Here is a 24,709-nt window from a genome sequence, read left to right as displayed (position 1 = left end):
GTAATAAGATTAAAAGAACGACATTCAATAAAAGCACGGACATTCAATGGATTACGCCAATCCATGATAATCCTAATCAAAGCTCAAAGTTACGGCTCTTTTAGGAAAAGTGAAAGAAAAAAACATATAACTTATTGACATCTACCAGTGTGATAGCTATCAGGTATCTATTGTTTCAAATTATCAACCAAATACAATTATTTTATTGATTTTGTAACAAAACGATCCTCTTTCAATGTTTCCTGACAAAATATTCCGTTGAAGAATTCAATAAATAATTATCCGTCAGCAAACAGTATTGGTTAATAGAAAAAAAGCCAGTACCTTTGCCTGCAATGTTAAAAAATGGACATCTTTTATAAAAAAACAAGAGCTGTTTACTGTTTACTAATTCTAAAAATGTTGATATGGCAAATGAAAACAAACCGCTCGGATCTGGTGGGTCTTTGAAAGAGTTCACCCTCCGCGCGTTGTTAATCGGTTTGGTACTCGCAGTTGTTTTAGGAGCTGCCAATGCCTACCTTGGCCTTGGTGCCGGTATGACGATTGCTGCTACTTATCCGGCTGCTGTGCTGGGGATGGCAGTGTTGCGAATGATGAAAAAGAGTACGATTCTGGAAGAGAACTTCACCCGTACCGTGGGAAGTATCGGAGAGTCGGTGGCTGCAGGAGCCATTTTTACACTTCCTGCATTTTACATCACGGGAATCTGGAAAGATAATTTCTCATCATGGGAAACGTATCTGACGGCTTCTCTGATTCTAATTGCCGGTGGTATTCTCGGAATTTTGTTTGTGGCGTTGATGCGCCGCGTAATGGTTGAAGACAAAGAGTTGCCATTCCCCGAAAGTCAGGCGGCTGCCGAAATTCACAAAGCCGGGCAAAAAGGAGCCTCCGGTTCCAAATTCCTGTTTTACTCGATGATTGTCGGCGGACTCATCAAACTATTTGGCGAATTCAAAGTGTTTGCTGTATCCTGGAGCCAGTTTATTTACACCGGCGCTAAAACCATTACCGGAACAAGCATTAAAACTCAGGGAGGATTCCTTGCCGGAGCTCCTAAAATCAGTGCCGCTTATTTCGGCGTGGGATATATCATTGGTCCGCGTTTGGCGTCTCTTAATTTCAGCGGTTCTATTCTGGCATGGGGATTATTCATTCCTATCATTATGCTGATTGTTGGCCCGAGCGTCATCAATGATCCTGTTTACAGCCTCATGGCAGCTGACGGCACACCCAACTTTGCCGGATGGGAACATCTTTCAACCGACATTTGGAAATACATCGTTCGTATGATTGCTATCGGTGGTATGTTGGTTGCCGCATTTTTCACGCTTTACAACATGCGAAGCAGCCTTTTTGTTGGTTTGAAACGTGCTGTTGGCGATATTCAAAAAGCAAAACAAGAAAGCAGTGAAGCAGTTGACCGTACCGAAAAAGACCTGAAATTTACCTGGGTGATGATGGGTATCGCGTTTGCCGCCGCCCTGACTTTTTTCGTAACATATTTCATATTCAATGCCTCTATAGTAATTGCCATCGCTGCTGCTTCTCTGATGGTTCTGCTAGCCTTTTTCCTTTCTGCCGTTTCCGGCTATCTGGTGGGAATTATCGGAAGTAGCTCCAATCCTATCAGTGGATTAACTGTTACCGTAATAGTTGTTACCGGACTCATATTCCTTGCCTTGGGAATCACACACGACACGCAGGGTGTAGCCGCTGTATTGGGAGTTGCCGCTATTGTTGCTGTAGCTGTTGCCGTGGCCGGTGAAATGTTTCAGGATTTGAAAGCCGGACATATTTTGAAAGGGACTCCCTGGAAAATGCAGATTGGAGATATTATCGGCGTGGTAATTTCAGGACTGGTAATGTTTGGCGTTTTGATTCTGCTCAATCAGGGCGACATCGCGAAAGGAAATGCAGAACACTACGTTGGTGGTTTCGGAAGTAAAAACCTGACAGCACCACAGGCCGGGCTTTTCGCCGTATTGTCGAACGGTATTATTGCCGGAAAAATGGTATGGGGACTGATTATTACCGGTATGCTGATGGGTGTAGCATTAATTCTGATGAAAGTAAAAAGCCCGATGTTGATCTTTGTTGGAATGTACCTGCCTCTGGAAACGGTTGCTGCAATTTTCCTTGGCGGTTTATTTAAGGGCATCCTGGACCATTATGTAGCAAAAAAACAACTAAACGAACATCAAAAGGGTGTTGTGGAAAATACCGGAGTTTTAATGGCGTCAGGTCTGATTGCCGGAGAAGCCCTCATGGGATTGGTTATTGCTATTTTTGCTATTGGCGATGTTTTCTTAGGCAATGTATTCAGCCTGTTCAGCAATCCTCCCTATCTTTTAGGTCTTGTAGCTTTATGTTTAGTGGGATATTTCTTAATCAGAGTTCCCCTTAAAACCGCAGATAAAGCCAAAGAATAGATTATCTGACACATTTTCAAAAAGCGCTTTGATACAACAGGCTGTATCAAAGCGCTTTTTTCGTATTAAGACGCCATAAATTCAATGGATAAGCACTTTTCGCTACAATGAATCAGCATAAATTAGAGTAAGATTTTATCCTGTGAAATCACAAAACATGCTAAATTCATACTATTTTATTGGTACTTAACGTTAGATGTAATAATTTTGAATTTATTATTGCTAATCGTTAAATCGTGAAGAAAAGTTTTTATATCCTATCCATCCTGCTTATTTGTGCCTCTAAAGTAGCAGCTGTTTCGGCATTTCCATGGCCGGTAAAGATCAAGCAACCCGACGGAAGTTATGTGACTGTTGTGCAGAAAGGTGATGAGCATGTTCACTGGATGGAAACAACAGATGGCATGACCCTGATGAAAAACGCCAAGGGTTACATCACTTATGCCACAACTGACACAAAAGGCAACATGATTGCATCGGATATAGTTGCTCAGGATGCAACAGAACGTTCCGATAAAGCAAAAAGCTTCCTTTCAGGACAGGCCAGAAAAGTTTTTTTCAGTCAGCTTCAACTTGACTCGATGACCTCCCAAATCAAAGCATCGATCATTAAACGCCAAAAAAGTTCGGCTCTTCCAACAGGAACCGTCAAAATTCTGGTTGTTTTGATGGGATTCCAGGATATTGCTTTTACAAAAACAACTTCTGACTTCAATAATTTATTCAATCAAACAGGCTATAGTGTAAATAACAATCAAAGTTCTGTTAAAGAGTTTTTTACCGCTACTTCGTATGGAAAATTCGCAATGAATTTTGATGTGAAAGGCCCTTTTACTGCAAGTAAAGTAAGATCATACTATGGCAAAGATGTAGGCGGGGTCGGAAATGACCAGCATCCTGATTCCCTGGTAGTAGAAGCTATCAGAGCCGTACACACGTCTGACCCTTCATTCGATTTTTCGGGCTATAGCGCTATAAATGTTATTTTCGCTGGAAATGGGCAGGAATTCACAGGAGTTTCCACAGATGCGATATGGTCGCATCAGAATGATTTCACCCCTCCAAGCTATTGCTCAATAACCCATTATCTGTGTACTCCTGAGCTCTATGCCACAAGTACAAATGTAACGTGTACTATGGGAGTCTTGTGCCATGAATTGAACCACGTAATCGGAGCTCCCGATTATTATGACACCAATTATGACACCACCGGTGATGGTAGTTATATTGGTACCGGAGTATGGGATCTGATGGCAGAAGGAAGCTGGAACCGGGTAGGCTCAAATTATTATGGCACCTGCCCACCAAACCTTACCCTATACCAAAAATATAGATATGGATGGATTACGCCGGTTGAACTGAAATCCCCGACCACCATCTCCAATATGGCAGCAAACAGCACAAAAGGAGAAGCGTATATTTTCAAAACGTTGACGCAAGGTGAATATTATATGCTTGAAAACAGACAGCAATCCGGCTATGACAGTTCGTTGCCGGGACATGGCCTTCTGATTTATCACATTGCAAAAGATGCAGATGACCTGTATTATGATCTCAACATCACATCTCCTCAAAAAGTGTACCCGGTTTGTGCATCTGCCTCGACAAATCCGACATCTACGGTAGCATCATACGGTAACATTGATTCCGGAGGATGCACATTCCCTGGTACGTCCGGCAAAACATCATTTACAGACAGCACCACACCTTGGGCAAAATCATGGGACAACACCTTAACTGGTAAACCCGTAACAAATATTTCTGAAAACGGCGGAACTATTTCATTCGACTTTATGAAAAATGTAAATGTAGGTCCGGCACCACTAAATTTAACAGGAAAAGTATCCAACACTGACTACGTGTTATCATGGACAGCTCCCACCACTATCCCTCAAATTGGAGATTCGATACAGGAAGTGCATTGGGACGGAGCAGCTTTGGATGGAGCCCTTTCTACAGGACAACAGCAGACAATGTCATGTGCTCAGGTCTTCAGTTCGTCAACATTAGCTTCGTATGTGGGCAAAACATTCGCTGGTGTTAAGTTCTATCCTTACGATGCAAATGCAAGTTCGTATCACATTCAGGTTTTTGAATATTCATCCTCGACCAATAAAATGACCCTTAAATTGGATGAATCGGTAACTGGTGTTAAGTCTAGCCAATGGAACGAGATGTATTTCACTAATCCATGGATAATTCAAGCGGGAAAAGTCTATGCAATAGGTGTTCAGTATACCTCTGCATCGGGATATACCGTATCGGTAGACAGAGGTCCGAAAGTTGAATCGACAAGCGTTGGTAATTATGGCGCTGTTATTATTGAAAGCGGAACACCTTATACCATTGGGTCTAACAATGACTACAACTTCAACGTCAGAGGTTTAATCAACAAGTCGCCCCTTAGTTCTTACAACATTTACTTCAACGGAGATTCTATTGGGAACACCACTTCATTGGATTTCACCATCCCTTCGGCAAAAAGCGGTACCTATTGCATCCGCACGGTGAACAACGGAATAGTGGGGACAGAAAGTGCCTGCATAGATTATATTGCTCCGAAGTTTACACAGCCTTATATTTTATGTGATAATGAAAAGGTGATTGTATATGGTATGACAGAAGGAACTACGATTTACGTATATTCGCCTGTGGGAAAAATGATAAAGAATGTCATTTCTGATGGTAACCCATATTCGTTTACATTGCCAACCGGAGCATGGATAGTGAAAGCCGGGTCTTTGACCAAAAAAGTAATTATCAAATAAATAGATAAACCCATAGACTAATACGTACTTATAAATGATTACCGGATAAATGGTTAATTGGGAGATATCAGGATTAAAAACTATCTTTGTTTCTCAATTTTACCAATAATAATCCATTAAGTATTCATTTATGTTTAAAGAACATCCCAAAGGGCTTTTTGCTCTAGCATTGGCTAACACTGGTGAACGCTTCGGCTACTACACGATGTTAGCCATTTTTACGTTATTTCTTCAGGCAAAATTCGGATTCGACACTTCACAAACCAGTTCGTATTTCAGTTGGTTTTTGGGTGCTGTTTACCTCACTCCTCTTTTGGGTGGATTTCTTGCCGACAAATGGCTGGGTTATGGTCGCACCATCATGATTGGCATCATAATCATGTTTGCCGGCTATCTCCTTTTGGCTATTCCAAACAATGACCGTACTTTTTCTCTCATTGCGATGGTATCGGCTTTAGCCTTGATTTCATTGGGAACCGGCCTCTTTAAAGGAAACCTGCAGGTATTGGTTGGTAACTTGTATGACGATCCGAAATACAGCAGTAAACGCGATTTGGCTTTCAGCCTTTTCTACATGTGTATCAATATTGGCGCATTTTTCGCACCTTCTGCTGCCGAATGGATTACTAACTACAGCCTGAGTCAATATCACATGGTGTACGACGCTCATATTCCCGCACTCGCCCACCAATTGCTCAACGGCACTATTTCTACTGATGGTTTGGCACAATTGACAACGTTGGCTGCAGAACAAGGCACAAAACTACCCCTCGCCGACTTTTCAAGCCTTTATATTGAAAAATTGAGTGCCGCATACAACTATGGTTTCGGAATTGCCTGCATCTCGCTGGTTATCTCTATTGCCATCTTCGTTGTCTTCAAGAAAACATATAAACACGCTGATTACAACGCCAACAAACCGACCGCTACTTCGCACGTGGAAGAACTTACTCCAAAACAAACACGCGAACGCATTTTTGCTCTTCTGATGGTTTTTGCTGTAGTTGTATTCTTCTGGATGTCGTTCCACCAAAACGGATTGACAATGACTTTCTTTGCCCGTGATTACACGACAGGCTCTGTTTCCGGTCTGGATAGAATCGGATTTTCACTGGTTACCATGGTTCTGCTTATTGCAGCCGTTTATAGCATCACCAATATCTTTCAATCCAAAACAGGAAAAGGGAAAGCCATTTCCGGGCTATTTCTTGCCGCTTCTCTGGGTGCAATCGCTTTGGTATATGCACATATGGAACCGTCCATTAAAATTACACCTCAGATCTTCCAACAATTCAATCCCTTCTTTGTAATTGTTTTAACGCCTCTTTTCGTGGGTCTGTTCTCATGGCTGGCAAAAAAGAAGAAAGAGCCGTCAGCGCCCCGTAAAATCAGTTTTGGGATGGTGATTGCTGCTGCTGGTTTTGCTTTATTGGCATTCGGTTCGATTGGGTTACTTTCTCCTTCAGACCTGAAAGCCTCGGGAGGTGTAAGTCCTACTCTGGTCTCACCGGACTGGCTGATTGGAACATACCTTGTATTGACTTTTGCCGAATTATTCCTTAGCCCAATGGGCATTTCATTTGTTTCCCGAGTTGCTCCTCCAAAATACAAAGGATTAATGATGGGAGGCTGGTTTGGTGCTACGGCACTCGGCAACAAGCTAACAGGCGTAATTGGTGACCTGTGGGGAAGTATGGAACTCTGGATGGTATGGGGCGTACTGGTACTTTGCTGCCTGGTTTCAGCCATCTTTATGTTTGCTATGCTCAAAAAGCTGGAAACAATTACCAAGTAAGTACTGTTCAATCATATAATTTACAGAAAAGCCATTAAGACGATGAAGGTATCTTCATTTTCTTAATGGCTTTAATTTTTCCTATCGTTTATCGAAACGCTTGTCCCGTACGGACTAAATATAAATAAACAAGTACTTTATCGCTACAGGTTTATCGGAACCAATAACTTAATACTGAAGTTCCGCCCCATATTATACACTCCCGTTCGACCGGTTGCATTGTTTACATCCTCGTATTTAAGACGGCTCAAATGGCTTTGGTAAGCCACATCAGTCAGATTATTTCCTGTCAAATAGAGAGAAAAGAGCGTATGGCCTTTGTGTATAATATCGCCACCAATTCCGGCATACAGTAAGGAATAGCCAGGTGTACGGGTTTCCGTACCATAAGCCGCATAAAAATGGTTTTGGGCAAAGTAACTCTCTACACCTACATTAATATATCCGTTACGTAACACATTACCATGTCTTAAAATATCAAGTCGCACATCGGTTTTCCATTTTGGAGCCGGAGTCATCGGCAAATAACGTGTGGAATCCGGTTGCTGTAGCTGAATTGAATTGACATACGAAAAACTATTTTCGATATGCAGGCAGTCAAATGGATGAACGTCGAGCATAAATTCACCACCCATAATACGGGCATCTCCCGAAACAAATTTATAAGTCTGGTAACTATTGGTAATTGAATCACCACCTGCCATACTGTTCAGCTTTCTGGAAAAGATATAATTGTTGATCCGGTTGACAAACAGGTCGACTTCCGCAGAAAGATAACGCGATGAATAGCCCAATTGAAAATCGGCTTGCAGACTGGTTTCGGGCTTCAGGCTACTATTGCCTATTTCGTAACGAACAGTTCCATCATGCACTCCATTGGAAGCTAATTCGCCAATATTTGGAGCTCTAAAACCTCTTGACAGATTGAATTTTGCATGAAAATCGTCTGTAATTCTCCAGGCGGCACCCAAACTACCGGTTATTCCTCCGAAATTGTTGGTAAAAGCGGTAAAACGGTGGTAGGCTGTTGGATCTGAAACAGTGGTTTTCTCATCATTTGAATTCAAATAAAGGTCGTCACCGTGTTCGTGACGATTATCAAACCGTATGCCGCCGCTAATATCGAATCGTCCTATAGTTTTACTGGCAATTCCAAAGATACCGGCATCAAACAGATTGTATTCCGGTACCAAAAACTCAGTCCCCTTATTCATGGAATGCTGATACATGCCATTCACTCCAAACGAAGCTGACCATCCGTTTTTTTGTGATAACATATAGTGTACGTCATAGTTTACGGTATTCAGCAAGAAGTAAAGTCCGTACTGATCAGGATTCAGAACATCGCCAAATTCCTGTCTGCGGTTTTGCTGAAATCCAAGTGTTGTTTTCAAACTACCGTCCCCTATAAAAATACTGTTGTTCCACACTGCTTTGTAGTGTTTTACCTGCTGATATGGCATTCCATGACTGTAACTCTTCCCATCAGCATCGTTAACAAGCTCACTACCTTCAACGCCGTTGACTACAACCGGTTTTATAAATTTTCCCGATATTGAATCACGTGCCCCTTCCACGATTCCGGGTGTGAGTTGATAAGTACTAAAGGTTAAGTGAGAATACCCCCACTCTTTGTTGAATCCTATCAAACCGGTCAGTGCTTGCTCTCTGAAACGCGAATTATAGACATAGCCATCGTACTTATTCGTGTAATCGTGAGCCATTTTATCACTGTAGCGCAAATCCCATATAAATCCTTTTTTATTGCCTGCCAAATCAAGAGAATAAGCCATGAGCCCATTATTCGTTTGATAGTTCGCATAGAAATTACCGGCTATTTTGCCTTCGGGAAGAGTTGGAGCTGAAAAGAGGTTAATCACCCCTGCCATGGCATCGGAACCAAACATCAGACTGGCTGGGCCTTTCAAAATTTCGGCTTTATTCACGGCTTGTTCGTCTATTTCTATCCCGTGCTCGTCGCCCCACTGCTGACCTTCCTGACGTATCCCGTCGTTGACCACTACCACCCGGTTGTAACCGAGTCCGCGGATAACAGGTTTTGAAATACCCCCTCCCGTTGTAATTTGTGAAATACCTGGCTGACTGGCCAACGCATCCATCAGGTTGGTAGATGCCTCACGCAAAAGATCGGTATGAGGTACAATGACAATCGGCGTGGGAGTTCTCACCAATTGTGTTGATCCGGCAGTGGCCGTTACCACCACTTCGTCAATTTTGGCCGACGATTCCACAAGCGAAAAATTTTGCGTCACACTGTTTCTCAAATCAACAGGCTCAATAACGGACTGATGTCCTACATAAGTAACTTGTACGGTAAGTGTTGTTTTCGGTAAATTATCAATACGATAAGAGCCTTTATCGTCAGTCACGGATCCTGTTTTCAACTCTGGAATGTATACCGCCACACCAATCAAGGGTTCTCCCGTTAATTTATCGGTCACAATGCCCTTCAGCGACGTTTTAGCTAAAGGTAATGGTTCGGCAAACAATAATGCCGGAATAATATATAAAATGATAAATATCAATCTTTTTTGCATAACGTTTATTTAGATTATAAAGTCGTCTTGACTTGTTTTTGGTTCTGTAATTTATAGTTTATTTTTACTCATCAACCCCTCCCAACCTCCCCTAAATGGGGAGGAACTCGTCCTTAAAACGAATGAATGTTGTGCATTTTGCAAATGTTACAACCCCCATTTTGGGGGTTGGGGGTCAAAAATAAAAAATCAAGACGCCTTCTATGAATAATCACCATTAAGAAATCAAGCATATTTTTCATGCTTTCTGATTCCTTAAGGCTAATGTAAATGCTAGATGTAATGTAATATTATGACTCATCAAAGTAGTCAAATACCATACACCTAAGCCCGTACTAAATCAATAATACGAGTCCTGATTTTAAAAAATAAGATGAGAGGTTTACGCAGTAGGTGGCGCGCGTAACAAAAAGAGATGGGTAGCCTGTTTGACAAGTGCATCAACAAGGCAGTAACTGCGTTCTGAATAAACAAAACGGGTTACGTCTGGCAATACTTTCAGCGAATGAAGTATTACAGGATAGAAATCGAAAGAACAGATAGGACAACTATCCGGTTGGTCGGGAGAAAAGGTTGCCTGACCGTTTACAGCCTCAGTAACCGCATCGTGAGAAATCAACACGCAGTGAACCGACTTCACCATCAGTGTGCCGGTTGTAAGCATCAAAAGGAGTGATGCTATAAAAGTGCGTATCGCATTTCTTCTGTGCATAAACAATTTTAATGATCCTTCAATTTGATGACAAAGATACTTTATCACACCATCGATTCGTACATTTGTGATATTAAAAGAAGTGAACGCATCTCTGCATTGGGTAGTAATTTCTGTATTATAGCATTTGTTTTTTATTACTCAGAATACTTTTTCAGATTAAATTATGTAATGTTGCAATATAAATGGCTTCCGACATATTGGATACGTAGAGCTTCTGGTAGATACATTTCTTGTAATAACGAATCAGATCAATCTTAACATGTAATTCTTTAGTAATTCTTGCTTCATTATAACCACTGGCAATTAGTTTCAGGATATCTTTTTCAATTGCACGAAACTCCAGATGTTCCTTACTGACATATTTCCCCGAAGCATTTGAAAAGTAAAGTCGCTTCTTTTTATCTGGAATACATAGCACAAACCGCTCAAAACCAAATTTTGTTTCGGGTTGGCATATCAATAATCCAAATCTTTTTGACTTAACAGAAATTGTTTCTATCGAGATTATTTTGAGTGACATTGAAAAGCTTTGGTAGTCACCCACAATATTTTTCAATCTTACATTGTAAGTAGCAATGGGCATACACTCATTCATCACTTTCTGTTTCTCGAAATATTTCATCGTGACATCATGTATCCTTGGCAAAATAATAAAATCCTTTGGATGAAGAAATTTTTCATAGAAGTTTATTCCACATAAATGGATATCACGGTTTTGTATTCCGGTCTCCTTTGTAAAAAGTTCCGACACAAAAATTGGCTCAAGGGTTTCTATATTAATGGCGCCTAAACCTTTCTGCCAAAACTGAGACAAGAATTCACAAAAATCTTTTACTGCTTCCATTTTATATTCCTCTATTCTGCCTGCACTATTTCAAATAAACCCCTGCTTGGTAAGTAATGCTATGAGTTGCGCTGTAGACTGAACATTGGCCTGCAACAATATTTTACTTTTCAAATATTTCAGAGTACCGAAACTAATCTTCAGTATTTCTGCTATTTCTGCCTCTACACACCCTTTAGCAACCAGCTGAAAAATGGAAAGTTCGGATTCTTCCAATACAACAAAACTCTCCTTATTGCCTTTCATCAACAACAAGTAATAATATTTTTTCTGATTAGTAAAATCGTGCAGAGTGAGGTTACCTGAACACAAACCATCCGACGGTTCCAGTAAAGAATATGTGAAACTGGGGACTTTATTAGGATAAACATCAATATAAAACAGTGGCATCGCCTTAAACTGTATCATTTGAATAGTTCCTGTATTTGTTTGTAACGCCACATTAAAAGTAAAATGATAAAGGTGGCCTGATAGTGCGCTGTTCTTTCTGTACTCCGACATAATAAGAAGAATTCTCCTATACAATGCGAATTCTTCTTTTGAAAGGTTCTTCCAAAGAAAGCCTTGCCCCATTGGCATGTCCATTTCCTCATCTTCGAATATAGATCTCAACGAGGGATTATGATTACGACAGATAAGACGCTGTGCTTGGTAATCAATAAGAATGACGGTTTGCTTTAAAATATATGACTGTGAGAGTATATTTTCTACAATAGCATCTCTGACAGACTTCTTTTTAGCAGGCTTCAATCCGGATGCTTTATCAACAATGTTCATTTCCTCTCCTCTTTAACCTTCAGATATCTTCTAGTGGCAAAGATAGGTTCATTCGGATAGCTTGCCAATATGCTTATTCAGGTAAATATGTAAAAAAACAAGTCAAAAATCAAAATCTCGAAAAGATAAATTGTTAGTGCAAACGTTTGAATTTAATATTTAATTACACTATAACATTAATATAGTTATTCTCATCAACTCTATTTTATGTCACATTAACAACAAAATGAAGAATAATTTAATTTCATCACATATTTAAATGTAGTATTTTTCTTGATCATTCTCTTTTCCCACAGCACAAACTACTCCTACAGCAGACAATTTTGTAACTTTGCATATGATTATTGAGCTGGATAAACAACTTTAAAATACAATAAGATCATTATAGGAACTATTTATCCCTTAACATGACAGAATGTGTCTGTCATGTTATTTTTCTCTTTAGATTATGGGTAGCAGGTCGATGTGAATCGATCTGCTATTATTTTTACCTTTTCGCAATAACCGTCCAATCCGATACAAATCCCTATCGGAACTGTGCCATAAACACAATATCTTTCATCAATCCCGCCTAGATACACTTGTTACACAACATGAGTATACATACCAGCTTTTCAGAACAAAAGCGACAATTCATTTTCCTAAAAAGCGTTTTTTGTATTTGACATGCAACATATTCCTTTTATATTTGTTTTTCTTAAATTCATAAAATGCGATTCGTATGGATAATATACCTGAAATCAGTAAAGTTTCCATTCGTCCGTTGCACCGAAATGATTACAAGCAACTGGCACAGTCGTTTACACGCACTTACAGCGACGGAAGCGATGTATTTTGGTCGCGAAAACAAATAGACAAGCTTATCACCATCTTTCCGGAAGGTCAAGTGGTTACCGTTGTGGATAAAAAAATCGTGGGTTGCGCGCTTTCAATTATCGTGGACTATGATCTAGTCAAAAACGATCACACCTATGCTTCGGTGACGGGTAACGAATCCTTCGACACTCATAATCCAAACGGCAATATCCTGTACGGAATAGAGGTATTCATTCATCCGCAATACAGAGGACTACGCCTTGCCCGACGCATGTACGATTATCGCAAAGAGCTCTGCGAAACTCTTAATCTGAAAGCCATCATGTTTGGCGGTCGGTTGCCCAATTACCACAAGTATGCCGACGAAATCCGCCCGAAAGAATACATAGAAAAGGTACGCAAAAAAGAGATTTTCGACCCGGTGCTCACCTTTCAGTTATCGAACGATTTTCACGTACGCAAGGTGATAACCAACTACCTTCCCAACGATGAAGAATCGAAACATTTTGCCTGTCTCATGCAATGGGATAATATCTATTATCAGGCACCCACCCCCGACTTTATACCTCCAAAGACCAGTATTCGCGTCGGATTAGTGCAGTGGCAGATGCGCAATTACCAGTCGGTGGACGATCTCTTTGAACAGGTGGAATTTTTTGTGGATGCGGTGTCGGATTACAAAAGCGATTTCGTGCTTTTCCCCGAATATTTCAATGCTCCGCTGATGGCGAAATTCAACCATCTGGGCGAGTCGCAGGCTATTCGCGAACTGGCGCAATATACAGACGAGATACGCAAACGATTTATAAGTCTGGCTATCAGTTACAACACCAATATCATTACCGGAAGCATGCCTCAGTTACGGGGCAACGACCTGCACAATGTCGGTTTTCTTTGTCGCAGAGATGGCACTTACGACACTTACGAGAAAATTCATGTGACACCCGACGAAATTAAAAGCTGGGGGCTTACAGGCGGCAAGGTGATAAAGACTTTCGATACCGATTGCGCCCGTATCGGCGTACTGATTTGTTACGACGTGGAATATCCTGAGCTGCCCCGTATTATGGCCGATCAGGGCATGCAGATATTGTTTGTTCCCTTCCTTACCGATACCCAAAACGGCTATTCGAGGGTACGCATCTGCGCACAGGCACGTGCTATTGAAAACGAGTGCTACGTCGTGATAGCGGGTTGTGTTGGCAATCTTCCTCGCGTTCACAACATGGACATCCAGTATGCTCAGTCGGGAGTATTTTCGCCATGCGATTTCGCTTTCCCTACCGATGGCAAATGTGCCGAGGCTACTCCCAACACCGAAATGATAATGGTGTCGGATGTGGACATCTCATTGCTCACCGAACTTCACACCTATGGTAGCGTACGCAACCTGAAAGACCGGCGTAACGATTTGTATGAACTAAAACTGAAGCGATAAGTTCGTTTCCAACCCATAATATTATATATATCAAAGCTCTACATTCAACTCAAACATCTCATGGGTATGTTTGAATTGAATATAGAGCAAACACAACTAAAAAATACTCTTTTTACCTATTTCTTTTCTTTATATAAACGGTTTAATTTTCTGTCATTTTACAAGTTAAAGATCATTCATACTATTGACTTCCGGGTTACAACACAGTAATTTTACATCGTATTTTACGAAGCACATTACGAACCTCTCTTAAGAAAATATTACTACAAAGTCTGGAATGTACCATCTTTAATTTGAATGTTATGTATCAGAAAATCATTACTATCGTTATCGTGGTCAGCACAATTATTCTGGGTTTGTCGTCCTGCACGACAACTCCGGTGAAAAATGCCACCTTTTCCGTTCGTCTGACAGATGCTCCTGCTAATTTTCAACAAGTTCTTATTGATATTCAAAGCGCCCAAATCAATGTTGCAGCAACGGGCGTAACTGATAACTGGCTATCACTACCTATCAGATCAGGGGTGTACAACCTGCTTGATTTCAGGAATGGCATGGATACTCTTCTGGCCAAAATAGAACTGCCGGCCGGCCAAATCACCCAGATGCGCCTCGTGTTGGGGTCGAACAATCAGGTAAAAATCAATAACCAACTGTACACGCTCGACACACCGTCAGCCATGCAGTCGGGTTTGAAATTCAATATCAACGCCATACTGACCGAAGGTGTGGATTATCAGTTGTGGATTGATTTTGATGCAGCCCGTTCTATCGTGGCAAAAGGAAATGGCGGATTTAACCTGAAACCCGTAATCCGCACATTCACCAAAGCAACAAGTGGCGCAATTAAAGGCATGGTATCTCCAGTGGCAGCAGCACCCTATGTTACGGCAATAGCCGGTGGTGACACTATCGGGACTATAGCCGGTAGTGACGGGAAATTTCTGTTGAGAGGCATTGCCGCCGGAACATACAAGGTTGTATTTCAGCCTATATCGCCTTATATAAACAAAACTATTGATAATGTACTTGTAACATCAGGGCAAGTAACCGATATGGGAACTGTATCCTTTCAGTAAAAGACAAAACGACTCTTTCATTTAGGTTAGCTTGCAAATTCTTTTATTGCGGCAATCTGGATAATAAAAAAGGAGAATAAGGTAAATTCTTTGAGAACAGCGTTTGGTTAGCACCCGCCCATCTCCGCCTCTCTCCTTTTTTGAGCATACCATGTCCTTAGTTATCCTTAACACTATACCTCACCTCCACTTCAATCCAATTATCCGTAACAACATACGGTTAACCGGATTGTTGTTATTTTCTCCACACATATTCTGCAAAGCACATCACTCCCTGTGACAGCCTTAATGATGCCGTCTTTTCTTGGCATAATATCTCCTTTCCAACAACACACTTCTGTCCCTCTTATCACACTGACAATATGAGTAATACATCAGTATTGCAGCCAAAGTTGGTGCTATTCTGCCCTCTCCGTATTTAATCACCAAAACAAAGAAAGAAAAAACAATTCAATTAATTTATTTAGAAATTAAATGTAAATTTGCGAAGGAAATTTAGTTGAAAATGTATAAACTAGCACAAAGCAATAATCCTTAAATAATTTAATCAAAAGCAGTCTCTCAATGAACCAGCAGAAGCTCACTTTTTTGGATATCACGATAATGGTTCTGTCCATTTATGTACTTGTGGCCTTACTGATAGATTCCTTTTTTAAGCTTTCGCCAGAAACGTCACAATTGATTTCATTAATAGATAATATGATCTGCATCATATTTTTATATGACTTCTTTTATCGTTTCTTTAAAGCAAAATCAAAATTGCAGTTTATGCGTTGGGGATGGATTGACTTTGTATCAAGCATTCCGACTTTCACTTTTCTGCAATATGGAAGAACTATCAGATTAATAAGAGTTATCCGGGTAATGCGAGCGTTTCGTTCTGTGCGCTTTTTAATACAACATATTTTCAAATCAAGGATAAACGGGACATTTGCCGCAGTGGCTTTAATTGCTTTTCTGACATTAATATTTGGATCCATAGGAATATTGCAGGTTGAAACAGCCCCAGCCTCCAATATCAAAAGCGCGGAAGATGCTTTATGGTGGGCTTTTACGACTATTACAACAGTGGGATATGGAGATAAATATCCGATTACCACTGAAGGAAGATTGATTGCAACTATTTTAATGACAACCGGCGTTGGGCTCTTTGGTACTTTTACCGGATATGTAGCATCTTGGTTTCTCAATAATTCAGATGCAAAAGATAACAATGATTGGATTACCCAACTTGAAAAACTAAAAGAATTACAGGAAAGAGGCATATTGAGTGAAGACGAATTTAATGAACAGAAAAGTAAAATCCTTATAGAAAGCATGAATTAATTCTTCCAGTTTATGAAAGTCTGTTTTTTGCATTCATACCAAGCTAAACTAATTTTACTGACTAAAAATAGATGTTACATAGAATTAGTTCCTTTAATATCAGCTTTAGGACAACCACAAGGATTGTCCTGGCAAGCTACTTCGAAATGAATTATTCCGGGAACCTCCTAACTAATTATACAGGTGACATCACTAGTGCAGACAACACGTGCAATAGTAAAAAGCTGAATTATAATTAGGCTCAAACGAAACTATCAACTCTTTTTTGCATATGAAAACAAAAGTCACTAAATGGTTATTAGGCTTTCTGGCCTGTGTGTTGGTGCTTGCGTTGCTGGTATTAAAAGAATATCGCTACCAAAGAGCATTAAAACCGGCTGTAGCAGATTCTTCCGCCACAAGAATGGCTTGCGACATCGATACCAATGCGGCTTATCGCACCATGTGGGAAAAACTTTTTCTGACACAGGATCTGGTTCGTCAGGAGTATTATAGCAACCATATTACCGTTGTTACATCAACACCGGTGATAATTTAAGCACTTCATTCTTTCCCGGAAACACTAACCGATAAACCTTACCAATAATGCACCCGATCGGTAAAATCTTAATCATTGCAGGCATTCTCATAGTAATTGCCGGAATTGTGGTTTACTTTGCCGGGGATAAATTATCATGGTTGGGACGATTACCCGGAGATATTCGTATTGAAAAGGAGAATGTCAAATTCTATTTCCCGATAACCACCATGATACTGGCAAGCGTCGTCCTATCTGCCATTATAGCCATCATCAAAAAATTTCTATAATAATGCGAAGAGGCAATCTCTCCGGAGTTAAAGATTCCTCCTCAATATCAACTAAAAGCAGCATTTACGAGGCAATATGCATCTATAGTTTATATCTGTTTTTCTGAAGAATAACAGTAGTAATCTTACCGAATTATGAAAAGATTCATGTTGGCATTAGCATTAATTGTATGCGTTTGGGGTTGCAGTACCATACAAGAAAACTATACGTTTGCTGATGGCACCTATAAAGGCTCTTTCAAAAGAGAGATAATCTGGCAACCGACAGACACTTCAACCGTAACCCTTCGGTTTTCGGGTAACACGTGGTCGGGCTCAAGCAGCAAACCATACTACCCTGCACTTTGCAAAGGCACCTACTCTATTATTGGCGACACTATTATTTTTACGAATGAATGCGCATGGACAGCCAATTTTGACGGATCGCTAATACTTGGCGGGAAATACAAAATCAAAATTAAGAATGACTCGATTGAAATATCAAAAGATTATCGTTCAGCAACATCAGATACGCACATCGACCGCTATAAATTAAAACGCCAATAAAGGCATAAACAACCGGCTTATGAAGAAATTGATTGGTTTCGTCATTGGCATCTTCTTTCTGGGATCATGCACCATTACTGAATATACAACCCGCAAATGCGATTGTTCCCGTTATGCCATGCAGACTGACCCAATAGTTTGTAGTGACCTATTCGGCACCAGCGATACATGCCTGAACTACTTCAATGTCTGGAAACAACTCTTCCTTTCCAGAAACAACATGACGGAAGATTACTTTAACGCTCACATTTCCCCTTGCAGCACAGGCATCGGAAAATGGAACGATGGCATTTCTTTCGGCATTAGCTATAAAGTAAAAATAGACTGGGCTGAAACAATCCTGTATGACTCTTTCCCCGTTTTTCTGAATTCTTCGACAGCCGGTTTATATCCATCTATCTCTGTGCCAAGAACTACGTTACTCACCAAAGACCAGATTAACAGCCTTATTGACGCATCGGCATTCAGTGCTCACATGTTCAACGTAGCATCTGTCAACACACTAAAATACACTTCCCGGCAAGCTGCGCTTAAAGCATTAATTAAAGCGGCCAAGACCGATACACTTTGTACAAGCACTATTCTTTATAAAAATGCCAACAAAATCAATTCCACGAACGGTCATCCGTATCTTCAGGCTTCAGGAGATATTAATTGGGATAAAAACCAATGCATTACCGGCCTGATCGATCTGGTTACCGGAAAAACTACAATTACGCCCGGATACTGCTATATTTCCTTCTGTTTAGAAGGGAACACACAAATTGTACTTCCAGACGGAACTACAAAATCCATCAAAACAGTAAAAACGGGAGATAAAATAGTAACAGTGGACATGAAAACGCTGAAACCCGTAACTGATATTGTTCAAAAGATTGACTCTGTTGCACATGATGATATGGTAAAAATTGCATTTAGCGACCATACCGTAAACATCAATACGGCAGATCATCCGTATTTTGTAAAGGGGAAAGGCTGGTGTTCCTGTAAACCTGCATTGACCCGCAAAAAGTATAACATCCCCACGCAGCAACTTACCCGGGGAGATATTTGCCTCAAATACACACAAAACCGGATAACTGAAATACGGGTTGAATCCATTACTCCAAGATCAGGATCAATAATGACTTACAATCTCAGTCGTTTGTTGAAAAACAACAATTATCTGGCCAACGGAATAGTAGTTTCGACTGAAGATCGATAACACACCATTCCATTTCTCAGAATAGTTTCTCTTTAGCAATACACTTCAGAAAATAAGCCCGCATTGCAAAACTCACACAGGTTAAACAACTTGCGTGCCGCCCCCCTTTGTGTCAATAAAAAAAACGACAATCTTTTTGGTGAAAATAGAGAAAAACAATCTTTTATTCGCACCACCATGAAACAGCACCCACCAAACACGCATATAACACTACATATCAATACATTACAAATGCACATTTACTTATTTTATTATTTAATGCGTTTTATATGTTAATTACTAATGAATATGTGAAATAATGTATTATATTTGAAGAACCAAAATCATTGTGCAACCAAAATCAAAGATTCAAAATGTGACCTTAAAGGTCTTGAATCTTCCAAAATCTAAAGAGAATGAGAACGTCATCCTTTAAATTAGTTACGACTGATTTGCATTCTGTCTTAAACTACCTGAACCATAACATAGAGTTCAGCGATGCAAATTACAGTGATGAAACAGCAGTTCTGACAACTGAATCGCACCGGATGAAACAGAGTAAACAGAACAAAAACATGATTATTCTGAAAAAGCATCAGAACTACATTTTCATCAACATTATTGAAAACGAAACCCCGAGAAGACTTTTCAACTTCTCAAAAGAAAATTTCATCAAAGATGTAACTCTTGTTTTTGAAAATTTCTGCGAAGAATACATTGTTCCTCAAAAGTCTATTTCTTCTGTTACCTATAACACTGGCAGCGCTTAACATAAAACTGACAAACAAGTATCAGTCAGATATTTTTGTTCAAATTCAAGGCTTTATGCACGGTTAATCCGAAGATATTACCCGTCATAAAGCTTTTTTTGTTAGATACCCGACCCTATTGATCCCAAAACAACGACTCTTATCCGGCAAGTCATATCTGATTCATAAAACAAAATTCCTAATTTTGCAGAAAATTATACGATATGTCAATACAGATACGTCCAATTGAAGAAGCTGATTTCACTCAACTTGTTGCTTTGTTCAAAGAGTTTGCCATCTTTGAGAAAGCTCCCGAGCTGATGACCAATACGGTTGAGAAAATGATTGCCGAAAAAGATTACATTAACGGATATGCCGCAGTAAATGAAGAGAATACTATAATTGGCTATGCCACCTGCTTTTTTGCTTATTACACGTGGATTGGCAAATCGTTCTATATGGACGATCTGTACGTCAAACCCGAATATCGCGCACAAGGAATTGGCACAAAACTCATCAACAGCATCATTGATTTGGCAACAAAAGAACATTGCAGCAAGTTACGCTGGCAAGTCTCCGAATGGAATACTCCGGCTATAGGTTTCTATAAAAGTTTAGGTGCCCAAATTAATGAGACAGAACGCAACTGCGACCTTATTCTTTGACTATCTCCATACTTTTGCATTAACACTATTAAGACAAAACATCTAAATTTAGTTAGTCACTGTCTATCCTATCCATTTTTCACTATCTTTGCAGCACACAAAAAAGGGGTGCCTTACTTTACAGGCTGAGATTATACCCTATGAACCTGATGCGGGTAATGCCGACGTAGGAATTTATTCATAGTTTCTCTTCAATTTTTTTAATTGTTTCGTACCCCTTTGTATACGCTTACAAATTAAGGTATGAACAACAACATCAAAATCAGTTATCCTTCTTCGGAAAAGATATTTGTTCCGGGTCGTATCCACGACATACAAGTGGCCATGCGCCGCATTACTCAACTGGACACTGTAGAAATAGCGGGTGGCGAACGCAAGGTAACGACCAATCCTCCGGTAACAGTGTACGACACCAGCGGACCTTGTTCTGATCCCAACGTAGAAGTTGATCTTAAGAAAGGACTTCCACGACTACGCGAAGAATGGACCAAACAACGCGGTGATGTAGAACAACTTGCCGAAATTAGTTCGGAATATGGACGCATGCGTGCCGCCGACTCATCACTCGATCATTTACGTTTTCAGCACATCTGTCTGCCCTACAAAGCAAAACAAGGAAAAGAAATAACCCAGATGTATTATGCTAAACAGGGCATTATCACTCCGGAAATGGAATACGTGGCCATTCGGGAAAATCAGATGATTGAGGAGCTGGGAATCCAAACACACATCACTCCCGAGTTTGTTCGTCAGGAAGTAGCTGCAGGGCGTGCTATTATTCCGGCAAACATCAACCACCCCGAGGCCGAACCGATGATTATCGGCACCAATTTTCTGGTAAAACTCAATACTAACATCGGTAATTCCGCCATGTCGTCCACCATTGAAGAAGAGGTGGAAAAGGCTGTGTGGAGTTGCAAATGGGGAGGCGACACCCTGATGGATCTTTCGACCGGCGCAAACATTCACGAAACCCGCGAATGGATTATCCGTAATTGTCCGGTACCTGTAGGAACAGTTCCTATTTATCAGGCGCTTGAAAAGGTCAACGGCAAAGTGGAAGATCTCAACTGGGAGATTTACCGAGATACATTGATTGAACAATGCGAACAAGGTGTCGATTATTTTACTATTCATGCCGGTGTACTACAAGCTCATGCAGATCTTTTGGCAAACCGTCTTACAGGTATTGTCTCTCGCGGAGGTTCCATCCTTACCAAATGGTGTAAAGTGCATAAAACCGAGAATTTTCTCTACACTCATTTCGACGAAATTTGCGAAATACTCAAAGCTTACGATGTTGCCGTATCATTAGGTGACGGTATGCGCCCCGGGTCTATTCATGACGCCAACGATGCTCTGCAATTTGCAGAATTGGAAGTGCTTGGCGAACTGACTTTGAAAGCATGGAAACACAACGTTCAGGTAATTATTGAAGGTCCGGGACATGTGCCCATGAATAAAATCAAAGAAAACATGGAGTTACAGAAAAAGGCTTGTCACGGAGCTCCTTTCTATACTCTTGGACCATTAACTACCGATATTGCGCCGGGATACGACCACATTACATCTGCCATCGGTGCAGCGCAAATTGCATGGCTGGGAACGGCCATGATCTGCTATGTTACTCCGAAAGAACATCTGGGTTTGCCCAACAAAGAGGATGTTCGCAATGGTGTCATTGCCTATAAAATTGCAGCGCATGCCGCCGATCTTGCCAAAGGACATCCCGGAGCACCGGTACGCGACAATGCTTTGAGCAAAGCCCGCTTCGACTTCCGCTGGAAAGACCAGTTCAACCTTTCTCTCGATCCCGAACGTGCTTTGGAATATTATAAGGAAGGTTCTCACTCCGACGAAGGATATTGTACTATGTGCGGCCCGAATTTTTGCGCCATGAAGCTGACGCGCGAATTGAGCGACTGCATTTCGTCCAACTAAAATACTGAAACATGAACATCTATATCAACGAACAAATACAGGAAATAGCTAGCGATGTGAATGTGCATCGTTTGGTGACCGAAGTACTGCAATTGCAGATAGGTGGCATTGCCGTGGCCATCAACGAAAGTGTAGTGCCCCGCTCGGCATGGAAATCGACGACACTTACCGAGAATGACAAACTGCTGGTGATTAAAGCCTGTTGCGGAGGATAACCGGCCATGATAGCCATCAGTCAACCCGGCTTTTTTGAAGGAGAAGCCACCAGAATCAATGCGCTGTTTGCAGAAGGCTTGCCCTGTTTGCACCTGCGAAAACCCGATGCAACCAAAGTAGAAATGGAAAAACTGCTCAGCAAAATCGAAAACAGGTTTCATTCGCGTATCATGCTGCACAGTCATTTCGAGCTGGCAACCGTATTTTCGGTACGCGGCCTGCATTTCAACGAACGAAACAAAGAGATGATTGGACACTATGTTGACTATTGCGGAACAAAAAGCACTACCGCACACGAGATAGCAGCACTTGACCACATTCCTGCGGGGATAGATTATGTGTTGTTCAGTCCGTTGTTTCCGTCGGTGTCGAAACAGGGTTACAGCCGCGAATGGGATATGGAACTGTTGCGAAAAGCACTACAAAAGCCCCGCAACTTCCAAATAGTGGCACTGGGAGGAATCACTCAGGAACGGATTTCCGAAGTTGAAGCGCTCGGATTCGACGATTATGCCATGCTGGGAAGTGTGTGGCAGGCATTACCCCCGACCACCAAAGGGGAGTAGGTACACAAATATTACAACACTGAATTTGGAATGAAACACGAAATAGGGAAACTGCAATTTATCACCGTGGCGCATGAAAATTTGAGCCACAGCGAGCAAGCCATTCGAGCCATACGAAGCGGTTGCCGATGGGTGCAATTGCGCATGAAAGAAACCAATGACGACACGATCATTGCGGAAGCAAAACGAATTTTACCCGTGGCCGAAGCTCACAATGCGGTACTGATTATCAACGACCGTGCCGACATTGCACTAAAATGCAGAGCACACGGTGTGCACCTTGGCAAATCGGACGTGACAGTGACAGAAGCCCGAAAAATACTGGGTAAAGGAAAAATTATCGGTGCCACGGCCAACACGCTGGACGATATAAAGTCACTGGCTATTCAACAACCTTATTATATCGGACTGGGACCTTTCCGTTTTACCACGACAAAGAAAAATCTGAGTCCGATACTGGGAATGGAAGGCTACAGAACCATTTTGTCGGCAATGAAAAGCCTCGATATCCGGATTCCCGTAGTAGCTATCGGCGGAATTGTGGCAGACGATGTAGCCGATATTCTTTCGACCGGAGTGCATGGCATTGCGCTGGCAGGAGCTATTGTGGCAAATGAAGCCATCGAAGAAAATACCGGTCTCTATCTTGAAAAATTGAAATAAACCCCTAAATCCCCTAAAGGGGACTTTTAAAACAAAAAAAGAATATGGAACCATTAATCATACAGGGACGGGAATTCTCGTCGCGACTGTTTACCGGCTCGGGAAAATTCAGTTCGAATCAGGTGATGGAAGAGGCCGTACTCGCATCGCAATCGGAATTAGTCACCGTGGCTTTGAAGCGCATCGATATGCACAACGAAAACGATGACATGATCGCCCATTTGAAGCATCCGCACCTCCATCTGTTGCCCAACACCTCGGGAGTGCGTACAGCGAAGGAAGCCATTTTCGCGGCACAACTCGCACGGGAGGCGCTAGGCACCAACTGGCTGAAACTGGAGATACATCCCGACCCGAAATACCTGCTGGCCGACGGAGAAGAAACTCTGGCGGCCTGTCGGGAGTTGGCAAAAGACGGTTTTATCGTGTTGCCCTACATTCAGGCCGATCCGGTGCTGTGTAAAAAGCTGGAAGATGCGGGTGCTGCTGCCGTAATGCCACTCGGAGCGCCGATAGGAACGAATATGGGATTGCAAACCCGCGACTTTCTGCGCATCATCATCGAACAAAGTACTGTGCCTGTGGTGGTGGATGCAGGAATTGGTGCACCATCCCATGCAGCCGAAGCAATGGAGTTGGGCGCCGATGCCGTGTTGGTAAACACTGCTATTGCCGTTTCGGAAAATCCGGTTGCCATGGCTCATGCATTCCGATTAGCTGTGGAAGCCGGACGGATAGCCTATGAAGCGCGACTGGCTCCTAGATTAGACAAAGCAGATGCTTCAAGTCCGCTGACATCATTCTTGTACAATCTATAAACAG

21 protein-coding genes and 1 riboswitch are annotated in these 24,709 nt (G+C 41.4%); of the genes, 17 read left to right on the top strand and 4 right to left on the bottom strand.

Going from position 1 to position 24,709, the window contains the following annotated elements; genetic code table 11:
* The first annotated feature begins 407 nt into the window (after positions 1-407).
* The 3 genes from F8N35_RS11530 (at position 408) to F8N35_RS11520 (ending at position 6,998) form a co-directional block, all read left to right on the top strand.
* Positions 408-2,435 carry an oligopeptide transporter, OPT family gene (locus tag F8N35_RS11530; RefSeq protein WP_293053023.1) on the top strand — a complete coding sequence of 676 codons (2,028 nt, stop codon included), beginning with the start codon at positions 408-410 and terminating at the stop codon, positions 2,433-2,435.
* Between the two features lie 236 nt (positions 2,436-2,671).
* Positions 2,672-5,203, top strand: coding sequence for a M6 family metalloprotease domain-containing protein (locus tag F8N35_RS11525; protein WP_293053020.1), 2,532 nt, complete (start codon positions 2,672-2,674; stop codon positions 5,201-5,203).
* A 130-nt stretch (positions 5,204-5,333) separates the two neighbouring features.
* Positions 5,334-6,998: a peptide MFS transporter gene (locus F8N35_RS11520; protein ID WP_293053017.1), complete on the top strand. Its 1,665-nt coding sequence runs from the start codon at positions 5,334-5,336 to the stop codon at positions 6,996-6,998.
* Between the two features lie 143 nt (positions 6,999-7,141).
* Here the strand turns inward: F8N35_RS11520 and F8N35_RS11515 are convergent, their stop codons facing one another.
* The 4 genes from F8N35_RS11515 to F8N35_RS11500 all read right to left on the bottom strand — a co-directional run bounded on the left by F8N35_RS11515 (position 7,142) and on the right by F8N35_RS11500 (position 11,892).
* Positions 7,142-9,556 (bottom strand): TonB-dependent receptor, encoded by a 2,415-nt coding sequence (locus tag F8N35_RS11515; protein WP_293053014.1) that lies wholly within the window; start codon positions 9,554-9,556, stop codon positions 7,142-7,144.
* Between the two features lie 382 nt (positions 9,557-9,938).
* Entirely contained in the window at positions 9,939-10,268 is a 330-nt protein-coding gene (locus F8N35_RS11510) for a hypothetical protein (protein WP_293053011.1), read from the bottom strand.
* Between the two features lie 154 nt (positions 10,269-10,422).
* Positions 10,423-11,115: a LuxR C-terminal-related transcriptional regulator gene (locus F8N35_RS11505; RefSeq protein WP_293053009.1), complete on the bottom strand. Its 693-nt coding sequence runs from the start codon at positions 11,113-11,115 to the stop codon at positions 10,423-10,425.
* 30 nt (positions 11,116-11,145) lie between these two features.
* Entirely contained in the window at positions 11,146-11,892 is a 747-nt protein-coding gene (locus tag F8N35_RS11500) for a LuxR C-terminal-related transcriptional regulator (protein ID WP_293053007.1), read from the bottom strand.
* 721 nt (positions 11,893-12,613) lie between these two features.
* Here F8N35_RS11500 and F8N35_RS11495 point away from each other — a divergent pair.
* The 14 genes from F8N35_RS11495 (at position 12,614) to F8N35_RS11430 (ending at position 24,705) form a co-directional block, all read left to right on the top strand.
* Positions 12,614-14,146 carry a carbon-nitrogen hydrolase family protein gene (locus tag F8N35_RS11495; RefSeq protein WP_293053005.1) on the top strand — a complete coding sequence of 511 codons (1,533 nt, stop codon included), beginning with the start codon at positions 12,614-12,616 and terminating at the stop codon, positions 14,144-14,146.
* A 302-nt stretch (positions 14,147-14,448) separates the two neighbouring features.
* The gene (locus F8N35_RS11490; RefSeq protein ID WP_293053002.1) at positions 14,449-15,225 is read left to right on the top strand and encodes a DUF4382 domain-containing protein; all 777 of its coding nucleotides are present in this window, start codon (positions 14,449-14,451) and stop codon (positions 15,223-15,225) included.
* A gap of 564 nt (positions 15,226-15,789) precedes the next feature.
* Positions 15,790-16,551 (top strand): ion transporter, encoded by a 762-nt coding sequence (locus F8N35_RS11485; protein ID WP_293053000.1) that lies wholly within the window; start codon positions 15,790-15,792, stop codon positions 16,549-16,551.
* Between the two features lie 271 nt (positions 16,552-16,822).
* Positions 16,823-17,089, top strand: coding sequence for a hypothetical protein (locus tag F8N35_RS11480; protein WP_293052998.1), 267 nt, complete (start codon positions 16,823-16,825; stop codon positions 17,087-17,089).
* Between the two features lie 47 nt (positions 17,090-17,136).
* A complete protein-coding gene (locus tag F8N35_RS11475) occupies positions 17,137-17,358 on the top strand; it encodes a DUF2905 domain-containing protein (protein WP_293052996.1) in 222 nt (73 codons plus the stop codon).
* A 135-nt stretch (positions 17,359-17,493) separates the two neighbouring features.
* A complete protein-coding gene (locus F8N35_RS11470) occupies positions 17,494-17,904 on the top strand; it encodes a hypothetical protein (protein WP_293052994.1) in 411 nt (136 codons plus the stop codon).
* A gap of 19 nt (positions 17,905-17,923) precedes the next feature.
* Complete coding sequence (locus F8N35_RS11465; RefSeq protein WP_293052992.1) at positions 17,924-19,108, top strand: hypothetical protein; 1,185 nt, start codon at positions 17,924-17,926, stop codon at positions 19,106-19,108.
* A gap of 395 nt (positions 19,109-19,503) precedes the next feature.
* Positions 19,504-19,857: a hypothetical protein gene (locus F8N35_RS11460; RefSeq protein ID WP_293052989.1), complete on the top strand. Its 354-nt coding sequence runs from the start codon at positions 19,504-19,506 to the stop codon at positions 19,855-19,857.
* 203 nt (positions 19,858-20,060) lie between these two features.
* Positions 20,061-20,501, top strand: coding sequence for a GNAT family N-acetyltransferase (locus F8N35_RS11455; protein WP_293052986.1), 441 nt, complete (start codon positions 20,061-20,063; stop codon positions 20,499-20,501).
* A gap of 94 nt (positions 20,502-20,595) precedes the next feature.
* A riboswitch (TPP riboswitch) is annotated at positions 20,596-20,691 on the top strand.
* A gap of 53 nt (positions 20,692-20,744) precedes the next feature.
* Positions 20,745-22,442, top strand: coding sequence for a phosphomethylpyrimidine synthase ThiC (gene thiC / locus F8N35_RS11450; RefSeq protein WP_293052983.1), 1,698 nt, complete (start codon positions 20,745-20,747; stop codon positions 22,440-22,442).
* A gap of 11 nt (positions 22,443-22,453) precedes the next feature.
* Positions 22,454-22,657: a sulfur carrier protein ThiS gene (gene thiS, locus F8N35_RS11445; protein WP_293052980.1), complete on the top strand. Its 204-nt coding sequence runs from the start codon at positions 22,454-22,456 to the stop codon at positions 22,655-22,657.
* 6 nt (positions 22,658-22,663) lie between these two features.
* The gene (locus F8N35_RS11440) at positions 22,664-23,224 is read left to right on the top strand and encodes a thiamine phosphate synthase (protein ID WP_293052977.1); all 561 of its coding nucleotides are present in this window, start codon (positions 22,664-22,666) and stop codon (positions 23,222-23,224) included.
* Positions 23,225-23,254: 30 nt separating this feature from the next.
* On the top strand, positions 23,255-23,887 hold the full coding sequence (locus F8N35_RS11435; protein WP_293052974.1) for a thiamine phosphate synthase: 633 nt from the start codon (positions 23,255-23,257) through the stop codon (positions 23,885-23,887).
* 44 nt (positions 23,888-23,931) lie between these two features.
* Positions 23,932-24,705 (top strand): thiazole synthase, encoded by a 774-nt coding sequence (locus F8N35_RS11430; RefSeq protein ID WP_293052971.1) that lies wholly within the window; start codon positions 23,932-23,934, stop codon positions 24,703-24,705.
* Positions 24,706-24,709: the final 4 nt, after the last annotated feature.

The sequence above is a fragment of the Paludibacter sp. genome, assembly GCF_009712605.1.
Taxonomy (GTDB): Bacteria; Bacteroidota; Bacteroidia; order Bacteroidales; family Paludibacteraceae; genus Microbacter.
Note: the sequence above shows the minus strand (reverse complement) of the source record. Positions and strands in the feature narration are given on the sequence as shown.

Bases quoted from the DNA above. Each gene is read 5' to 3' on its own strand.
- F8N35_RS11530 (WP_293053023.1), top strand. From the start codon at position 408: ATGGCAAATGAAAACAAACCGCTCGGATCTGGTGGGTCTTTGAAAGAG.
- F8N35_RS11520 (WP_293053017.1), top strand. From the start codon at position 5,334: ATGTTTAAAGAACATCCCAAAGGGCTTTTTGCTCTAGCATTGGCTAAC.
- F8N35_RS11515 (WP_293053014.1), bottom strand. From the start codon at position 9,556: ATGCAAAAAAGATTGATATTTATCATTTTATATATTATTCCGGCATTA.
- F8N35_RS11510 (WP_293053011.1), bottom strand. From the start codon at position 10,268: ATGCACAGAAGAAATGCGATACGCACTTTTATAGCATCACTCCTTTTG.
- F8N35_RS11505 (WP_293053009.1), bottom strand. From the start codon at position 11,115: ATGGAAGCAGTAAAAGATTTTTGTGAATTCTTGTCTCAGTTTTGGCAG.
- F8N35_RS11500 (WP_293053007.1), bottom strand. From the start codon at position 11,892: ATGAACATTGTTGATAAAGCATCCGGATTGAAGCCTGCTAAAAAGAAG.
- F8N35_RS11495 (WP_293053005.1), top strand. From the start codon at position 12,614: ATGGATAATATACCTGAAATCAGTAAAGTTTCCATTCGTCCGTTGCAC.
- F8N35_RS11490 (WP_293053002.1), top strand. From the start codon at position 14,449: ATGTATCAGAAAATCATTACTATCGTTATCGTGGTCAGCACAATTATT.
- F8N35_RS11485 (WP_293053000.1), top strand. From the start codon at position 15,790: ATGAACCAGCAGAAGCTCACTTTTTTGGATATCACGATAATGGTTCTG.
- F8N35_RS11480 (WP_293052998.1), top strand. From the start codon at position 16,823: ATGAAAACAAAAGTCACTAAATGGTTATTAGGCTTTCTGGCCTGTGTG.
- F8N35_RS11475 (WP_293052996.1), top strand. From the start codon at position 17,137: ATGCACCCGATCGGTAAAATCTTAATCATTGCAGGCATTCTCATAGTA.
- F8N35_RS11470 (WP_293052994.1), top strand. From the start codon at position 17,494: ATGAAAAGATTCATGTTGGCATTAGCATTAATTGTATGCGTTTGGGGT.
- F8N35_RS11465 (WP_293052992.1), top strand. From the start codon at position 17,924: ATGAAGAAATTGATTGGTTTCGTCATTGGCATCTTCTTTCTGGGATCA.
- F8N35_RS11460 (WP_293052989.1), top strand. From the start codon at position 19,504: ATGAGAACGTCATCCTTTAAATTAGTTACGACTGATTTGCATTCTGTC.
- F8N35_RS11455 (WP_293052986.1), top strand. From the start codon at position 20,061: ATGTCAATACAGATACGTCCAATTGAAGAAGCTGATTTCACTCAACTT.
- thiC (WP_293052983.1), top strand. From the start codon at position 20,745: ATGAACAACAACATCAAAATCAGTTATCCTTCTTCGGAAAAGATATTT.
- thiS (WP_293052980.1), top strand. From the start codon at position 22,454: ATGAACATCTATATCAACGAACAAATACAGGAAATAGCTAGCGATGTG.
- F8N35_RS11440 (WP_293052977.1), top strand. From the start codon at position 22,664: ATGATAGCCATCAGTCAACCCGGCTTTTTTGAAGGAGAAGCCACCAGA.
- F8N35_RS11435 (WP_293052974.1), top strand. From the start codon at position 23,255: ATGAAACACGAAATAGGGAAACTGCAATTTATCACCGTGGCGCATGAA.
- F8N35_RS11430 (WP_293052971.1), top strand. From the start codon at position 23,932: ATGGAACCATTAATCATACAGGGACGGGAATTCTCGTCGCGACTGTTT.